The organism is Variovorax sp. EL159 (genome assembly GCF_900100965.1).
Taxonomy (GTDB): Bacteria; Pseudomonadota; Gammaproteobacteria; order Burkholderiales; family Burkholderiaceae_C; genus Variovorax.
In genome coordinates this window covers 397,394-411,954 of record NZ_FMUJ01000006.1, presented here as the reverse complement: position 1 = coordinate 411,954, position 14,561 = coordinate 397,394, and the positions used below count along the sequence as shown (strand labels likewise).

General features: G+C 64.9%; 10 protein-coding genes and 1 pseudogene. 5 read left to right on the top strand and 6 right to left on the bottom strand.

What is annotated here, in order from left to right:
* On the bottom strand, window positions 1–3,629 hold a 3,629-nt coding region (locus BLQ28_RS32805), incomplete at its 3' end, for a beta strand repeat-containing protein (RefSeq protein WP_371126709.1).
* A gap of 90 nt (window positions 3,630–3,719) precedes the next feature.
* A pseudogene (locus tag BLQ28_RS33545) lies at window positions 3,720–3,839 on the bottom strand (ESPR domain-containing protein); the annotation flags it as partial.
* Window positions 3,840–4,608: 769 nt separating this feature from the next.
* Here BLQ28_RS33545 and BLQ28_RS25855 point away from each other — a divergent pair.
* Both BLQ28_RS25855 and BLQ28_RS25850 read left to right on the top strand, forming a co-directional pair.
* Complete coding sequence (locus BLQ28_RS25855; RefSeq protein ID WP_093246145.1) at window positions 4,609–5,670, top strand: AraC family transcriptional regulator; 1,062 nt, start codon at window positions 4,609–4,611, stop codon at window positions 5,668–5,670.
* A 178-nt stretch (window positions 5,671–5,848) separates the two neighbouring features.
* Entirely contained in the window at window positions 5,849–6,535 is a 687-nt protein-coding gene (locus BLQ28_RS25850; protein WP_176801228.1) for an alpha/beta hydrolase, read from the top strand.
* 198 nt (window positions 6,536–6,733) lie between these two features.
* On the opposite strand, the gene BLQ28_RS25845 is transcribed toward BLQ28_RS25850, so the two are convergent.
* From BLQ28_RS25845 to BLQ28_RS25835, 3 genes are all read right to left on the bottom strand, one after another.
* On the bottom strand, window positions 6,734–7,831 hold the full coding sequence (locus BLQ28_RS25845) for an agmatine deiminase family protein (protein WP_093246142.1): 1,098 nt from the start codon (window positions 7,829–7,831) through the stop codon (window positions 6,734–6,736).
* Window positions 7,832–7,856: 25 nt separating this feature from the next.
* Complete coding sequence (locus tag BLQ28_RS25840) at window positions 7,857–9,032, bottom strand: agmatine deiminase family protein (protein ID WP_256327456.1); 1,176 nt, start codon at window positions 9,030–9,032, stop codon at window positions 7,857–7,859.
* Window positions 9,033–9,111: 79 nt separating this feature from the next.
* Window positions 9,112–9,996 (bottom strand): LysR family transcriptional regulator, encoded by an 885-nt coding sequence (locus tag BLQ28_RS25835; protein ID WP_093246140.1) that lies wholly within the window; start codon window positions 9,994–9,996, stop codon window positions 9,112–9,114.
* A gap of 99 nt (window positions 9,997–10,095) precedes the next feature.
* On the opposite strand from BLQ28_RS25835, the gene BLQ28_RS25830 reads away from it, so the two are divergent.
* Window positions 10,096–11,181 carry an agmatine deiminase family protein gene (locus BLQ28_RS25830; protein ID WP_256327455.1) on the top strand — a complete coding sequence of 362 codons (1,086 nt, stop codon included), beginning with the start codon at window positions 10,096–10,098 and terminating at the stop codon, window positions 11,179–11,181.
* A gap of 50 nt (window positions 11,182–11,231) precedes the next feature.
* Here BLQ28_RS25830 and BLQ28_RS25825 read toward each other — a convergent pair whose 3' ends face one another.
* On the bottom strand, window positions 11,232–12,821 hold the full coding sequence (locus BLQ28_RS25825) for a phospholipase D family protein (RefSeq protein ID WP_093246138.1): 1,590 nt from the start codon (window positions 12,819–12,821) through the stop codon (window positions 11,232–11,234).
* A gap of 335 nt (window positions 12,822–13,156) precedes the next feature.
* On the opposite strand from BLQ28_RS25825, the gene BLQ28_RS25820 reads away from it, so the two are divergent.
* Both BLQ28_RS25820 and BLQ28_RS25815 read left to right on the top strand, forming a co-directional pair.
* Window positions 13,157–14,347 (top strand): PepSY-associated TM helix domain-containing protein, encoded by a 1,191-nt coding sequence (locus BLQ28_RS25820; protein ID WP_093246192.1) that lies wholly within the window; start codon window positions 13,157–13,159, stop codon window positions 14,345–14,347.
* Window positions 14,344–14,529 (top strand): hypothetical protein, encoded by a 186-nt coding sequence (locus tag BLQ28_RS25815; RefSeq protein WP_093246137.1) that lies wholly within the window; start codon window positions 14,344–14,346, stop codon window positions 14,527–14,529. Before BLQ28_RS25820 ends, BLQ28_RS25815 begins: the two co-directional genes overlap by 4 nt.
* Window positions 14,530–14,561: the final 32 nt, after the last annotated feature.

Sequence of the window (14,561 nt, the reverse complement as noted above, 5' to 3'; positions counted from 1 at the left end):
CCCGTCGACAAGCTGCCGATGCCGCTGGTCGCTGTACTCAAGCCAGTAGACGTCGAGGTCGACAAGCTGGCAACGGCGCTGTTGGTCGTGCTCAGACCGGTCGAAAGGCTACCGATGCCACTGGTCGCAGTACTCAGGCCCGTCGACAAGCTTCCGATGCTGCTGGTGGCAGTGCTCAGACCGGTCGAGGTTGATGTCGACAGGCTGGCCACAGAGCTGTTGGTCGTGCTCAAGCCCGTCGACAGGCTGCCGATGTTGCTGGTTGCGGTGCTCAGGCCCGTAGATGTCGAAGTCGACAAGCTAGCAACCGCACTGTTGGTGGTACTCAGACCCGTCGACAAGCTGCCGATACTGCTGGTCGCCGTACTCAAACCGGTCGATGTCGAGGTCGACAGGCTGGAAACGGCGCTGTTGGTCGTGCTCAGGCCCGTCGACAGACTGCCGATGCTGCTGGTCGCGGTGCTCAAGCCTGTAGATGTCGAAGTCGACAAGCTGGCCACAGAGCTGTTGGTCGTGCTCAGACCCGTCGACAGACTGCCGATGCTGCTCGTGGCGGTGCTCAAGCCCGTAGATGTCGAAGTCGACAAGCTGGCCACAGAGCTGTTGGTCGTGCTCAGGCCTGTCGATAGGCTGCCGATGCCGCTGGTGGCTGTGCTCAGGCCAGTCGATGTCGAGGTCGACAGGCTGGCAACAGAGCTGTTAGTTGTGCTCAGGCCAGTCGACAGGCTACCGATGCTGCTGGTCGCCGTGCTCAATCCGGTGGATGTCGAGGTCGACAGACTTGCAACAGAACTGTTGGTCGTGCTCAAGCCAGTCGACAGGCTGCCGATGCTGCTGGTCGCAGTGCTCAAGCCAGTGGACGTCGATGTCGAAAGACTGCTGATGCTGCTAGTAGCAGTGCTGAGACCAGTCGAAGTCGATGTCGACAAACTGCTGGTGCTGCTGGTCGCTGTGCTCAGACCCGTCGAGGTCGAAGTCGACAGACTTGCAACAGCGCTGTTGGTCGTGCTCAGTCCAGTCGACAGGCTACCGATACTGCTGGTCGCAGTGCTCAAGCCGGTGGACGTCGATGTCGAGAGGCTGTTGATGCTGCTAGTAGCAGTGCTGAGACCTGTCGAAGTCGATGTCGACAAACTGCTGGTGCTGCTCGTCGCTGTGCTCAGACCGGTCGATGTCGACGTCGACAGACTCGCAACAGAACTGTTGGTCGTGCTCAGGCCAGTCGACAGGCTACCGATGCTGCTGGTCGCGGTGCTCAAGCCGGTGGACGTCGATGTCGAAAGACTGCTGATGCTGCTAGTAGCAGTGCTGAGACCTGTCGAGGTCGATGTCGACAGGCTTGCAACAGAACTGTTGGTCGTGCTCAGGCCAGTCGACAAGCTGCCGATGCTACTGGTCGCGGTGCTCAACCCGGTGGACGTCGATGTCGACAGGCTGCTGACGCTGCTCGTCGCCGTACTCAGGCCCGTCGAGGTCGATGTGGACAGACTTGCAACCGCGCTGTTGGTCGTACTCAGTCCAGTCGACAGGCTACCGATACTGCTGGTCGCAGTGCTCAAGCCAGTGGAGGTCGATGTCGACAGACTGCTGGTGCTGCTGGTCGCCGTGCTCAAACCCGTCGAGGTCGAGGTCGACAAGCTGGCGACGTTGCTGTTCGTCGTACTCAAGCCAGTGGACAGGCTGGTGATTCCACTCGCCGACGTGCTCAAACCGGTCGAAAGACTGCTGACGGTGCTGTTGGTCGTGCTCAGCCCCGTCGAAAGACTGCCGATGCTGCTTGTTGCAGTGCTCAGACCAGTAGACGTCGAGGTCGACAGGCTACCGATGCTGCTGGTTGCAGTGCTCAGACCGGTGGACGTTGAGGTCGACAGGCTGCTGATGCTGCTCGTTGCCGTGCTCAAGCCGGTCGAGGTGGACGTCGACAAGCTCCTGATGCTGCTCGTCGCGGTGCTCAGGCCAGTAGACGTCGAAGTCGACAGGCTGCCGATCCCGGTGGAGGTCGAAGTCGACAAGCTGCCGATGCTGCTCGTCGCGGTGCTCAGGCCCGTAGACGTCGAGGTCGACAGGCTGCTGATCCCCGTGGAAGTCGAGGTCGACAAGCTGCTGATGCTGCTCGTCGCCGTGCTCAGGCCCGTCGATGTCGAAGTCGACAGGCTGCCGATGCTGCTGGTCGCTGTACTCAGACCGGTCGAGGTCGAAGTCGACAGGCTCCTGATGCTGCTGGTCGCGGTGCTCAGGCCCGTAGACGTCGAGGTCGACAGGCTGCTGATCCCGGTGGAAGTCGAGGTCGACAAACTGCTGATGCTGCTCGTCGTCGTGCTCGCCACGGAGTACAGCTGGCTGCCGTTGATCGCGTCGGTGCTGCTGGCACCAACCAGGCCGGCGGCGACGTTCTGAACGCGGCGCTCCGCACCCGGGCCGCCGACACTCACCACCCCTGCGGACGAGCTGGCGCCTGCAAAGCCGCCGAACGTCGTGCCACCGATGGTTGCGCTGCTGACAGACGTGGTGCCGCCGGTGGCAGCCGTGGCGGCGCCGGTGGTTGTCGCGCCCTGCCCAAGGGCAACCGATCCGGCGACGCTGGCATTGGACCCAAGACCGATCGCAACACCCGAAGTGGCACCCGAAGTGACCACGGATTGCCCGCCAATCGCGATGGCGTCGCTTGCAGCCGCCGAAGCACCGCCGTTGCTGTTCGTACCGATTGCCGTGGCGCCATTGCCGCTGGCGGTTGCCGTCCGGCCCAGAGCAGAAGAAAAATCACCGGCCGCGGTGGCTCCGGAGCCGATGGCCACCGAGCGATTTCCGTTCGCGACTGCGGCCGTGCCGAGTGCCAGGGCATTCGCGGCGCCAGCCTGCGCAGCGTAGCCAAATGCCGCGGAAGTCTTTCCTGCGGCGTTGGAGAGGGTGCCGAATGCCGTAGAACCACCACCGCTGGCATTTGCAAGGTTGCCGAAGGCCGTTGAAGGTGCTAAGCCACTTGGATCACCAACCGCCGTTGCGCCGGTGCCGAAGGCCATGTCATTGCTGAAGGCAGCGTTGGCGTTGTTGCCGAACGCTGTTGCGCCTCCGCCATTTGCCCGGGCGCCGCTGCCGACCGCGGTGGTATTTGCGCCGTTGGCAAAGGCGTTCAAGCCCGTGGCGATTGCACCGCTTGACGCAGCGTTCGCGCCGGTGCCGATCGCAATCGCGTCATCGCCGGCGGCCGTCGTTGCCGTTGTGCCGCCACCGATGGCCAGCGCACGCTGACCGGAAGAAGCGGCCAAGGTCGAGCTGCTGCCGATGCGCATGGAACCGTTGTTGGACGTGCCGCCGCCCAAGCCCAGGTTGCCGCTGTTCACGTACAGCTCTCCGCCCAGCGTCAGCGAATTCGATCCGGTGGCACTGGACGGGTTGTAGAAAAGCGCCCGGTTCGTTTGGGTTGCCTTGTCTGTCGGGGCACACATCGACGAAGGGGAACCCAGTTGGGCGAGGGTGGGGACTGGCGTGCCCGATCCCAATCCCCCGAGAGACATCGAATTGGCGCCTGTCGGCGTGGGATTGCTGCCGCCATAGTTGCCCATGACGGACACGCCCGCGGTATCGAACGTCCAGGTACAGGCGGTGTCCGAACCGTCGTTGATGAAGATGCCGTAACCGGCGACTGCGGGCAGGCTCGCCCATCCGAGGCATACCGCGACGACGGCGCCGCTGACGCTCGCCACCCGGAATCGCTTCCGACCCTGGCTGTTGCCGCTCTGCTGGCTGGCACTCGGCTTGCCACGCGCGCTGAAGATTTCTGCGACAGCCACCCAGGCGCCAAGCGATTCGTTCCAGATGGAGCGGTAAGTTTTATTCATAGCCAGTTCTCTTTGAGTAATTTCCAACTCGCATCTGCTCGATGCCGGATTCGCCTGTCCCGCTCTCCATCGCGCGCCGGTTCGATGACATGCCATCGCCAGTTGTGGGCTCGACCTTCAGCAACCCCCGTGGCTTCAATCGATTGATGCCCGCAAACGGCTGAAATCGTCTCGATCCAGCTCGCGTCGTCGTGTTAACTTTTGTTATCTATTTTTTGAAAAGCGCGAGTCTAAAAGCCCTTGATTGCTTATGGGTGTTAACTATTTCTCAAGGTCTTCAGCGACTTTTGACAACTGCCCTGGTTTGTTAAATGACGGGTTGTTTGTGTGCGATTTGTCGCGCTCGGCGAACCGGGTCAATCGTCAGCTTCCACTCAGGATTCGCTGAATTTCTGTATGCGGAGCGATGGGTCTCGCTCCCTCGATGCGGCCAAAGTTTTCGGCGATCGGCGGATTTATCTCGCCCGTTACATCCAACCCAATGAGTTCCGCCGCGTTCTGAAACGATGTACTGAAAAAGGGCTCGTCAATTTGGACGCCGCCGGTTCAGATTGATGACATATGTGAACAATTTCCCAAGATGGCGGGCACGCCGGCGCATGCGCACGAGTGCAATCCCGGCGTCTGTCCGGGCCGCGATGGGGGCTTGAGCAATGACATTCATTGACATTCGTCCAGGCCCTGCCAAGGACCTCGCGGTTGGCAATCGAAGGCACCGCTTTCACATTCCGCAGGGTTGCGGTATTTCGACGGCAGTTCGCTGAGACCCATGTGGGGCGCGCTGGCGATCGCCACTCTGGCGATAACAAATTCGGTTAGAAGTCGATTCGCCCCGCATCACTTCGGCCACACCATGCGCACGCCAGATCCCTTGAAAGAAACGACGCTTCCACGGCCCGGACAGCCCGAGCGCGACCCGCTTTCAGACCTGTTGGACCTTGTCCGTATCCGCGGCGAGATGGCGCTCACCTGCACGCCCGAGGCTCCTTTCGCGCTGTCGTTTCCCGCCAATACCGCCTGCATGCATGCCGTGACGCGTGGCACGGTGACCGTGCATGTCGAAGGCGTGGAGGCGCCCATCGAATTGAATCCCGGTGAACTGGTCCTGCTGCCGCATGGCACGGCGCACGTCATGAAGGCCGGCCACGCGCGAACGATCGTCGGAATCGACGAGGCACTGCGAGCGAGCTTCGACCGCCGCCGCGTCGTGTTCGGCGATGGCACCTCGACGACATGGTTCTGGGGCAGCTTCACTTTCGACGACGCCATGTCGCGGCGCCTGCTCGACACGCTGCCCATCGCGATCACCCTGCGCGACCTCAACGAACGGCCCCTCGAGTGGTTTCAGTTGTGCTGGGAAATCATGGCCGACGAATCAAGACGTCGGCTGCCCGGCGGCAGCGTGATGGTGTCGCGGTTGCTCGACATCGTGTTCGTGAAGATCATTCGCCGCTGGGCCGAGCAGGATGCCGCTGCACCGCACTGGTTGACGGCGGCGCTCGATCCGCGAATCGCGAAGGTGCTGTCCGCCATTCACGCCGCGCCTGCACGTCCCTGGCAGGTCGCCGATCTCGCGGAGATCGCGGGGATGTCCAGGTCGTCGTTCGCTGCTCACTTCGAGTCGCTGCTCGAACAGTCGCCCGGCGCGTATCTGACCGCGTGGCGGCTCGACAAGGCGTCCGAGCGCCTTGGCAACACGTCCAAGCCGATCCGGTGGATCGCGGAGGACGTGGGGTACGAATCGGATGCGGCCTTCAGCCGCGCGTTCCGGGAGCGCTTCGGCCTGTCGCCGTCACAGTGGCGCAAGCAGGCGTCGGCAACCAAGCTCTGAGCGCGCCGCCAGAGGCCGCCGGCCCGTTGGCGTTTGTGCAAATTTCTTTGGAGCCTGAATCATTTCAGCCCGAACCCGGCCTCCAATAATGGCCGCTCTCTGACCTGGCTTCATGTGCCGGCAGGCCGGGTCGCGCAGTTGTTGCCGGTGCGCAATTTCAATCAAGGAGAGCCATATCGTGAGCAAGACAACGAGCGTTATTCTGGTCCACGGTTTCTGGGGCGGCGCGGCACATTGGAACGGCGTCATCGCCGAACTTCTGCGCAAGGGCTACACCTCGCTGCACGCGGTCGAGCTGCCGCTGACTTCGCTGGCCGACGATGCAGAGCGCCTGCGCAAGATGGTCGTGCAGCAGCAGGGGCCAGTGCTGCTGGTCGGCCACTCGTATGGCGGCGCGGTGATCACGCAAGCCGGCGACCTGCCCAACGTGACCGGGCTGGTCTACATCGCGGCCTTCGCGCCCGATGCCGGCGAAAGCCCCGGCGGCATCACGCAGCAACATCCGCCGGTAGCGGCCGCCAACCTCGCACCCGACAGCGATGGCTACCTGTGGGTGGTGCCCGAGAAGTTCCACGAGAGCTTCTGCCAGGACCTGAGCGCCGAAGAAGGCCGCGTGATGGGCGTGACGCAGAAGGCACCGCTGGCCAGCACCTTCGGCGATGCGATCACGGCACCGGCATGGAAGAAGAAGCCGTCGTGGTACCAGATCTCGAGCGAAGACCGCATGATCGCGCCGGCCAACCAGGAGCGCATGTCGGCCCGGCTCGGTGCGAAGAAGGTCATCACGTTGGCGGCCAGCCATGCGTCGCTGGCGTCTAAGCCTGTTGAAGTGGCCGCGCTGATCGACGAGGCTGCAAGCAGCTAGGTGCCACCGGAGCCTTGCGAAAGGCTCCGAACTCTTGCTGCGTTTTCAATGCAGTCGAGTCCGATGGACCACCGGCGAGCGGTAAAGCGGGCAGACCATCTGCCGCGGGCGAACGGTCGGACCTGCTCATGCTCGCGCGCTGGTTCGGCCGCTCGCTGGTGATGCGCGCGTCGGTTGTTGCTGCTACTGCCGCACGAATCAGCGCGGCTGTTGCTGCGTCGTGCAGTGAATGCCACCGCCGCCCGCGGCAATGGCATCGATATCGATCTGCACCACTTCGCGTTTCGGAAACAGGTCGCGCAGCAGTGCACGAGCATTGGCATCAGCGCGCGCATCACCGAATTGCGGGCCGATGACGGCGCCGTTGCAGACGTAGAAGTTGATGTAGCCGGCCGCGAACTCGTCCGTCTCGAGTGCTTCGCGCACCGTCTCCGGTCCCGCGAGCACTTCCACGCGCAGGCGTTGCCCGCGCGCGTCGGTGGCCTGCCGCAAGATATCCAGGTGGCGGCGCGTCACCGCGTAGTCGTAGGAGTCGGGGTCTTCATCGAGGCCCGCGACCACCACTCCTGGAGCGGCAAAGCGCGCATAGAAGTCGGTGTGCCCATCGGTGATGTCGCGGCCCGCGATGCCGGGCAGCCAGATGATCTTGCTCAGGCCCAGCAAGCGCTTGAGCTCCGCCTCGCAGGCGTCCTTGCGCAAGCCGGGGTTGCGGTTGGCGTTGAGCACGCAGCTCTCGGTGATGATCGCCGTGCCTTGCCCGTCGACCTCGATGCCGCCGCCCTCCAGCACGAGCCTGGTGGCCAGGGGCTGCGCCTTGGTGGCGCCGGTAACGTACCCGGCCACCTCGGCGTCGCGCGCATGGGCCTGCTTGCCGCCCCAGCCGTTGAAGTTGAAATCCACGCCCGCCCATCGGCCCTCGGCATTGCGCACGAACACCGGCCCGGTGTCGCGCATCCAGAGGTCGTCGACCGGCTGCACTTCGAGCTGCACGCGGTTGCCGCACAGCCGGGCGGCGATGTCGTACTCCTGCTCGCGCACGAGCATGTGCACGGGCTCGAAGGCCGCGATGGTGCGGGCGATGTTGGCCAGGTTCTCGCGCGCGGGCTTCAGCAGGCGCCGGCCCCAGACTTTTTCGCTGGGCCCGAAGGACATCCAGGTGGCGCGGTGCGGCTCGCCCTCATCGGGCATGCGCCAGGTCTCGGGTGCGGCAGCCAGCGAAGGCGTGGTCCAGTTCATGGTCAGAGGGGCGAGGCTCAGTCCGCGCAGCAGATGGCGTCGGGTCAGGGAAAGGGGCATGTCGGTCTCCGGAAGAGGCGCCGGATCAAACCGGCTCCTGTTGTGTCGTGCAGTGGATGCCGCCACCGCCCGCGGCGATGGCGTCGATGTTCAGCTGCACGATCTGATGGCTCGGCAACTGCGCCGCCAGCGCCGCGCGGGCGGCCTGGTCGGCTGCGGCATCGCCGAATTCGGGCAGGAACAGCGCCTTGTCGGTGATCAGGAAATTCACATAGCCGGCGGCGAAATCCTTGCGCGCATAGGTCGGCCGAACCTGGGTCGGCGTTTCCAGCGTGACGATCTGCAATGCGCGGCCGCGCGCATCGGTGGCCGTTCGCAGCAGTTCCAGATGGCGCCGCGTCACGTCGTAGTCGGGGGTGTTGTTGTTCTCGAGGGCCGCGACGATCACGCCGGGCTTGAGGAAGCGCGCATAGAAGTCGGTGTGGCCGTCCGTGATGTCGCCGGGCTGCACGATGCCCGGCAGCCAGATGATCTTCTCGATGCCCAGCAGCCGCTGGAGTTCAGCCTCTACCTCGGCCTTGCCGACGCCCGGGTTGCGGTTCTTGTTGAGCACGCAGCTCTCGGTGATGATCGCCGTGCCTTGCCCATCGACCTCGATGCCGCCGCCCTCCAGCACGAGGCGGCTGCGCAGCAGGGGCACGCCGGCCAGTTCGGCCATGCGGGCCGCCACCGTGGCATCGCGCGCATGCGGCTGCTTGTTGCCCCAACCGTTGAAGTTGAAGCTCACGGCGGCTCGCGCGCCGCGGGCATCGCGCACGAAGACACAGCCGGTGTCGCGCGCCCAGAGGTCGTCGATGGCGTGTTCGATGAGTTGCACGTTGGAGCCGCAAAGCTGGCGGGCCGTGGCGAGGTCTTCGGCATTGACCAGCATCTTGACCGGCTCATAGACGCTGATGGCATTGGCGATGCGGGCCAGTGCCTGTTGCACGGGCTGGCGCATTTCGCTGGTCCAGATGGACTCGCGCGCCGCGAAGGCCATCCAGATTGCGCGATGGGCACCGCCTTCGTCGGGCATCCGCCAGGAAGCGTTGGGTGCGCTCGTGGGTGCGGGCGCGGGGGAAGGGGCAGGGGAGGGAGCCGGGGTCGGCATGGGCGGAAGGCCCAGTGCGCCGCTGCCACCGCCACCTCCGCCGCAGGCGCTCAGGAGGCCGCCCATCAGTCCGAGGCCGCTCAGGCCCAGGAGGGTACGTCGAGTTGTCATGAGAAATAAGGGTTACTACCAGGAGTCCCGAATTCTGGCGAGCTTCACCTATTTGCATAACTGATGTTTCTTGCCTCGATCAATCAATCTGACTCATGACAGGCGTGTCGGTCTGCGAAAAATGCAGCAGGCTGTCGAACACGTTGCGCACCAGCGGCAGGCGCGACGGGCCCTCGGTGCGCGATATCCACACCGTCCCCAGGCTCAGTCTCGGGCTGGCCGACAGGTGCTGGAGGTTGCCAGTGCGCAAGGCATCGTCGGCCAGCAGGCTCGACATCAGCGCGATGCCCCGGCCCCGCAGCGCTGCGTCGAGCAGGAGGCGCGGATCGTCGTAGATGGCGACCTTGCGCAGGTGGGCGAAGTGCGCCCGGATGAACGGGCCGACCCGATCGCTCGTGAGGTCCCCTTCGAGGCACAGCAGCCCGGTGCCGGGCTGCTCGGCCAGCCCGGGGACGCAAACGGCCACCAGTTCGTCGACCAGCAGCGGCACCTCGAACACACCCTGCTGCCGGAGCGGTTCGCGCGTGATCGCGATGTCCACGTCCAGTTCGTCGATGTAGCGGGCGGTCTCGTCGATCGAAATGATCGGACACAGCGCGGGGTACGCCTGCAGCAGCCGCTCCACGCGGGGCTGCAGCCAGCCGCTGGCGACGGGAGCCGGGCAGACCAGCGTGACGAGGTTGTCGTCCATGTAGGTCTCGATGCGGTTGAGCCCGTTGCGAATCTGCTCGAGCGACTTGCTCACGCTGTCCAGCAGCAGGCGCCCCGCCACCGTCAGCTCCACGCCGCGCCCCCGGCGCCGGAACAGCGGCTGGCCGACCTGTTGTTCCAGCTGCGCGATCTGGTGGCTGACGGCCGATTGCGAGATGAAAAGCTCGTCCGCCGCGCGCGAGTAATTGCCCAGGCGCGCGGCCGCTTCGAAGCCGATCAGGAATTTGAAGGACGGCAGTCTGGCGTTCGACATATGAATTTCTTGGATGGGTAGACACAAGAAATGTCGCTTTTTTATTAACTGGCTTCAAGTCAAAGTCGTCGTTCCTGAAACACCTTCCAAAAGGACACCTTGATCTCGAACGATTTCGACGCCCGCCGTGCCGGGCTGCGCATGCCCGCCGAATGGGAGCCGATGGCCGCCACCTGGCTGGGCTGGCCCGTGTTGGACAACCGCGAAGAACTCTGGGGCGCGCACTACGACGAGGTCTGCCGCGCGTTCGGGCTGCTGGCCCGCACGATCGCCCGCTACCAGCGCTGCATCGTGGCGGCGCACGCGCCGCTGGCGGCCATGGCCCGTGAAATCTGCGGCCCGCAGGTCACCGTCGTGCCCATGGCGGTCGAGGACAACTGGCTGCGCGACTGCGGCCCCGTGTTCCTCGTGGACGAAAACCGCCTCACCCAGACGGCGGTGGGCTTTCGCTTCAATGCATGGGGCGAGAAGTACCACCCCCACGACGGTTGCCAGCGCGCCGCCGCGGACATTACGGCGCTGGCCCAGGTGCCGCTGGTGCAGTCGGACATGGTGCTCGAAGGCGGTGCTTTCTACGTGGACGGGCAGGGCACGCTGCTGACCACCGAAAGCTGCCTGCTGCACGACAACCGCAACCCTGGCATGCGCAAGGCGGACATCGAGGCCGAGCTGCGGCGCATGCTCGGCGTGCAGAAGATCGTCTGGTTGCCGGGCAATCCGGCCGAAGTCGAGACCGACGGCCACGTGGACGGCATCGCCTCCTTCATCGCGCCGGGCAGGGTTCTCTTCAATGCGGCCGACCCTGACCAGGGCGATTACTACCGCGCGATGCAGGAAAACCGCCGCGCTCTCGAACTGGCCACCGACGTGCAGGGCCGCCGTTTCGAGATCCTCGATCTGCCCGTGCCGCGCGGGGCGCAGAACCACGGCAGCGCGCGTTTCTGCGACATCTATGCGAACTACATCCTCGTGAATGGCGCGGTGATTTCCACCGCCTTCGACGTGCCCCAGGACGAGCAGGCGCGCGAGGTGTTCGCCCGCGCCTTCCCGGACCGCCGGATCGAGCTGTTGCCGATCAGCGCGATCTCGCTGGGCGGCGGCGCCACGCATTGCGCTACGCAGCAGCAGCCGATGCTGGGGAGCCGGTTGGCTGTTTGCGAGCTGGCGGCGGCGTCACGCGCCTGATGTTGAGCGGGCCGCCGCGTCGCCGCGCCGCCCGCTCACTTACTCATTGCTCACAACTGGTCGGTAGGAACGAACCAGGAAAAGAGCAGCAGCTGCAGCCGGGTCAGCATGCTCGAATCGGGCTCGCTGTCGAGCACCTCGTTGTTGACGTCGCCGGTGCCGATCCACTGCACGTTCTGGCCATCGGGCTTGAGCACGACGCGGTAGACGCCCTCGATGTCGTCCAGCTGGTAGGCGAACAGCAGCGCCTGTGCAAGGTCGAAGCTGCGCACGCGCACGCCGAACTCGGTGTTCAGCCGGGCCGAGCGCGGGTCGAGGTTCATGGAGCCGAGCAGCACCCACTGGCGGTCGATCAGTGCCAGCTTGGCGTGCAGCCGGCCGCGCGCCTTCTTGAGCAGGTCGCGGAATTGCCCGCTGCGCTTGAGCTGCTGGGTGCTCACCTCGTACAGGTTCACGCCCAGCTTGAGCATGTCGACGCGGTAGCGGTTGTAGTTGATGTTGACCAGCGGCTCGTCGCTGTCGGCCAGCGAGTTGGTGATCACGGTGATGTTCACGCCGTGCTCGCGCCCCATGCGGATGCGCTCCATGCCCTCGTCGCCCGGAATGAAGTAGGGCGAGATCACCACCACGTTCGACTGCGCGGTGGCCGTCATCTCATGGAAGCGCTGCGCCAGCGATTCGGTGGGGTGCGTCATGACGCCCAGCGCCTTGTTGGGGCTGTCGGCGGTGGCATGTGCTTCGGCGCGCATCCACTTCACCTCGTCGATGTTCGCGAGCTGCGCGCCCAGGGGCAGGTCGCCCAGCAGGTCGGTGATGGGGAGCGGGTCGGGGGCCGGCGCGTGGGCGGGGGAGGTGGCGCTGTCGAAGTCGGCCTTGAGCCGCTCCGGCGTCAGGTTGGTGCTGGCCACCCGTTGCAGGGGGTAGACCACGTCGCTGTTCCAGTAGGTGTCGAAGATGGCTGCCGCCTCGGGAACCACCGGGCCGGCCATGAGCAGTTCGAAGTCGATGAAGTTCGCGCTTTCGCTGCGCAGGAAATACTCGTCGGCCAGGTTGCGTCCGCCTGCGATGACCATCGCGCCATCGGCCACGAACAGCTTGTTGTGCATGCGGTGGTTGAGCCGGCGGAAGTCGCCGAAGAATTCAAGCCAGCGTCCGGACGAGTGATCGCGCGCATTGACGAAGGGATTGAACAGGCGGACTTCGGCATTGGGCTCCGCTGCCAGGCCGAGCAGCAGGCGGTCCATGCCCGCCGTATAGAAATCGTCGAGCAGCAGCCGCACGCGCACGCCGCGCCGGGCGGCATTGCGCAGCTCGCGCAGGATCAGGCGGCCGGTCTTGTCGTTGCCGAGCTGGTAGGTCTGGACGTCGAGCGACGACTGGGCGCGGCGCATCAGTTCCAGCCGCGCATCGAGCGCGTAGGACGCCTCGATCAACGGCCGCATGCTGGTCAGCCCGTCGGGCGGCGAGTTCAGGCTTTCTGCCGCGTGGCCGAGTGCCGTGGTGGGCGATGCCGCGATCGCCAGCGACGGTGGCTCGGGCGTTCGGGGCGGAAGGCCGGCGCAGCCCACCAATGCGAGGGCAATCAGCAGCAGAGCCGGACCGCGCAGCGCGGGAAATAGAAAGGCAATGAGCTTGTGCATGAGGGCTGTCGATGCACGGAGAAGCCCGTGCGGGCGGCATCGTAGCCGCTTCGCCCGCGATCGAGGACGCAATTTCGCAACGCAACGCCCCGCGCCAAAGGTGGAATTGGCCGGATTGAGACTTTGTGGCTACTAAAATGAGAATGGTTCTTAATTGTGTTGTTGGGGTGGCGCAGAACCGCTTCTTCGCGCGCCAGTGCGAAAGCGCCCGGGAAGGCCGGGCCTTCGACACCCTCGACATCTGCCGCCTTGTATCGGGGCACGTCGACCTGCCCGAGTGCATCGCCCGCCCGCCCCGACGTTTTCAATATTCATCCGCCAAGCACAGTCACGACATGAACAGCCGAAAGATCAAGACCTGGGCCTGGGTGCACAAGTGGAGCAGCCTCGTCTGCACGCTGTTCATGCTGCTGCTGTGCATCACGGGGCTGCCGCTGATCTTCACCCACGAGATCCGCCACCTGCTGGGCACCGAAGTCGAGGCACCCAAGATGGCGCCGGGCACACCGCACATCAGCCTGGACCGCGTGCTCGAGATCGCGAAGGCCAGGCACCCCGACCGCGTGGTGCAGTTCGCCTCGCAGGCCGATGACAACGACAACCTGTGGTTCGTCACGCTCACGCACACGCCCGAGCCGACCGACGACTTCAAGTCGGTGGCGGTCGACGCGCGCACGGGCGTCGTGCTGGCGCAGCCGAAGTTCGACGAGGGTTTCATGTACGTGATGTACAAGCTGCACGTCGACCTCTTTGCCGGGCTGCCCGGCAAGCTCTTCCTGGGCTTCATGGGCCTGCTGTTGCTGGTCGCCATCGTTTCGGGCGTGGTGCTGTACTCGCCCTTCATGCGCAAGCTCGACTTCGGGACCGTGCGCCGCGACAAGCGGCCCCGCCTGAAGTGGCTCGACCTGCACAACCTGCTGGGCGTCGTCACGCTGGTGTGGCTCTTCGTGGTGGGCTCCACCGGCATGATCAACACGTGGGCCGACCTGCTCATCAAGTACTGGCAGCACGACCAGCTCAGTGCGCTGCTCGCGCCCTACAAGGGCGAGCCGACGGTGCCGGTGGCCGAGCGCGGCTCGGTGCAGCGTTCGATGGAAGCCGCCATGCAGCGCGCGCCCGACACCAAGCTGTCGTTCATCGCCTTCCCGGGCACCTCGTTCTCGAGCCCGCACCACACCACCTTCTTCCTGCGCGGCAACGAGCCCTTCACCTCGAAGCTCTACCAGCCGGTGCTGGTCGATGCGAAAACGGCCGAGGTCACCGCGGCGCCCAAGCTGCCCTGGTACCTCACGGCGCTGCTCGTGTCGCAGCCGCTGCACTTCGGCGACTACGGCGGCATGCCGATGCAGATCATCTGGGCGCTGCTCGACATCGCGACCATCATCGTGCTGGGCAGCGGGTTGTATCTCTGGCTCAAGCGGGGCAACCCCGTGCCTGCTTCCCCCAAGGCGGCAGCACATGAAAAGCCCGCGCCCGACGCGTCGTCGCAACCCGAGCCCGCACCGGCGATGAAGGCACAGGCATGAAACAGCATCAGAGCTTCTGGCGCATGTGGCGCTGGCCGATCGTGCTCGGCCTGCTCACGACCTTCGGCCTGATCTCCGCGCTCTTCAGCGATGGCGGGCTGGGCGACATCCTGGCGTGGTTCGCTCTGGGCATTCCCGTGGTCGTGTGTGCGTGGTATGGCTGGCGCCGTCCTTCGCGCTAGCTAGCTAGCTAGCTAGCTGGCGGGGCGTTTCC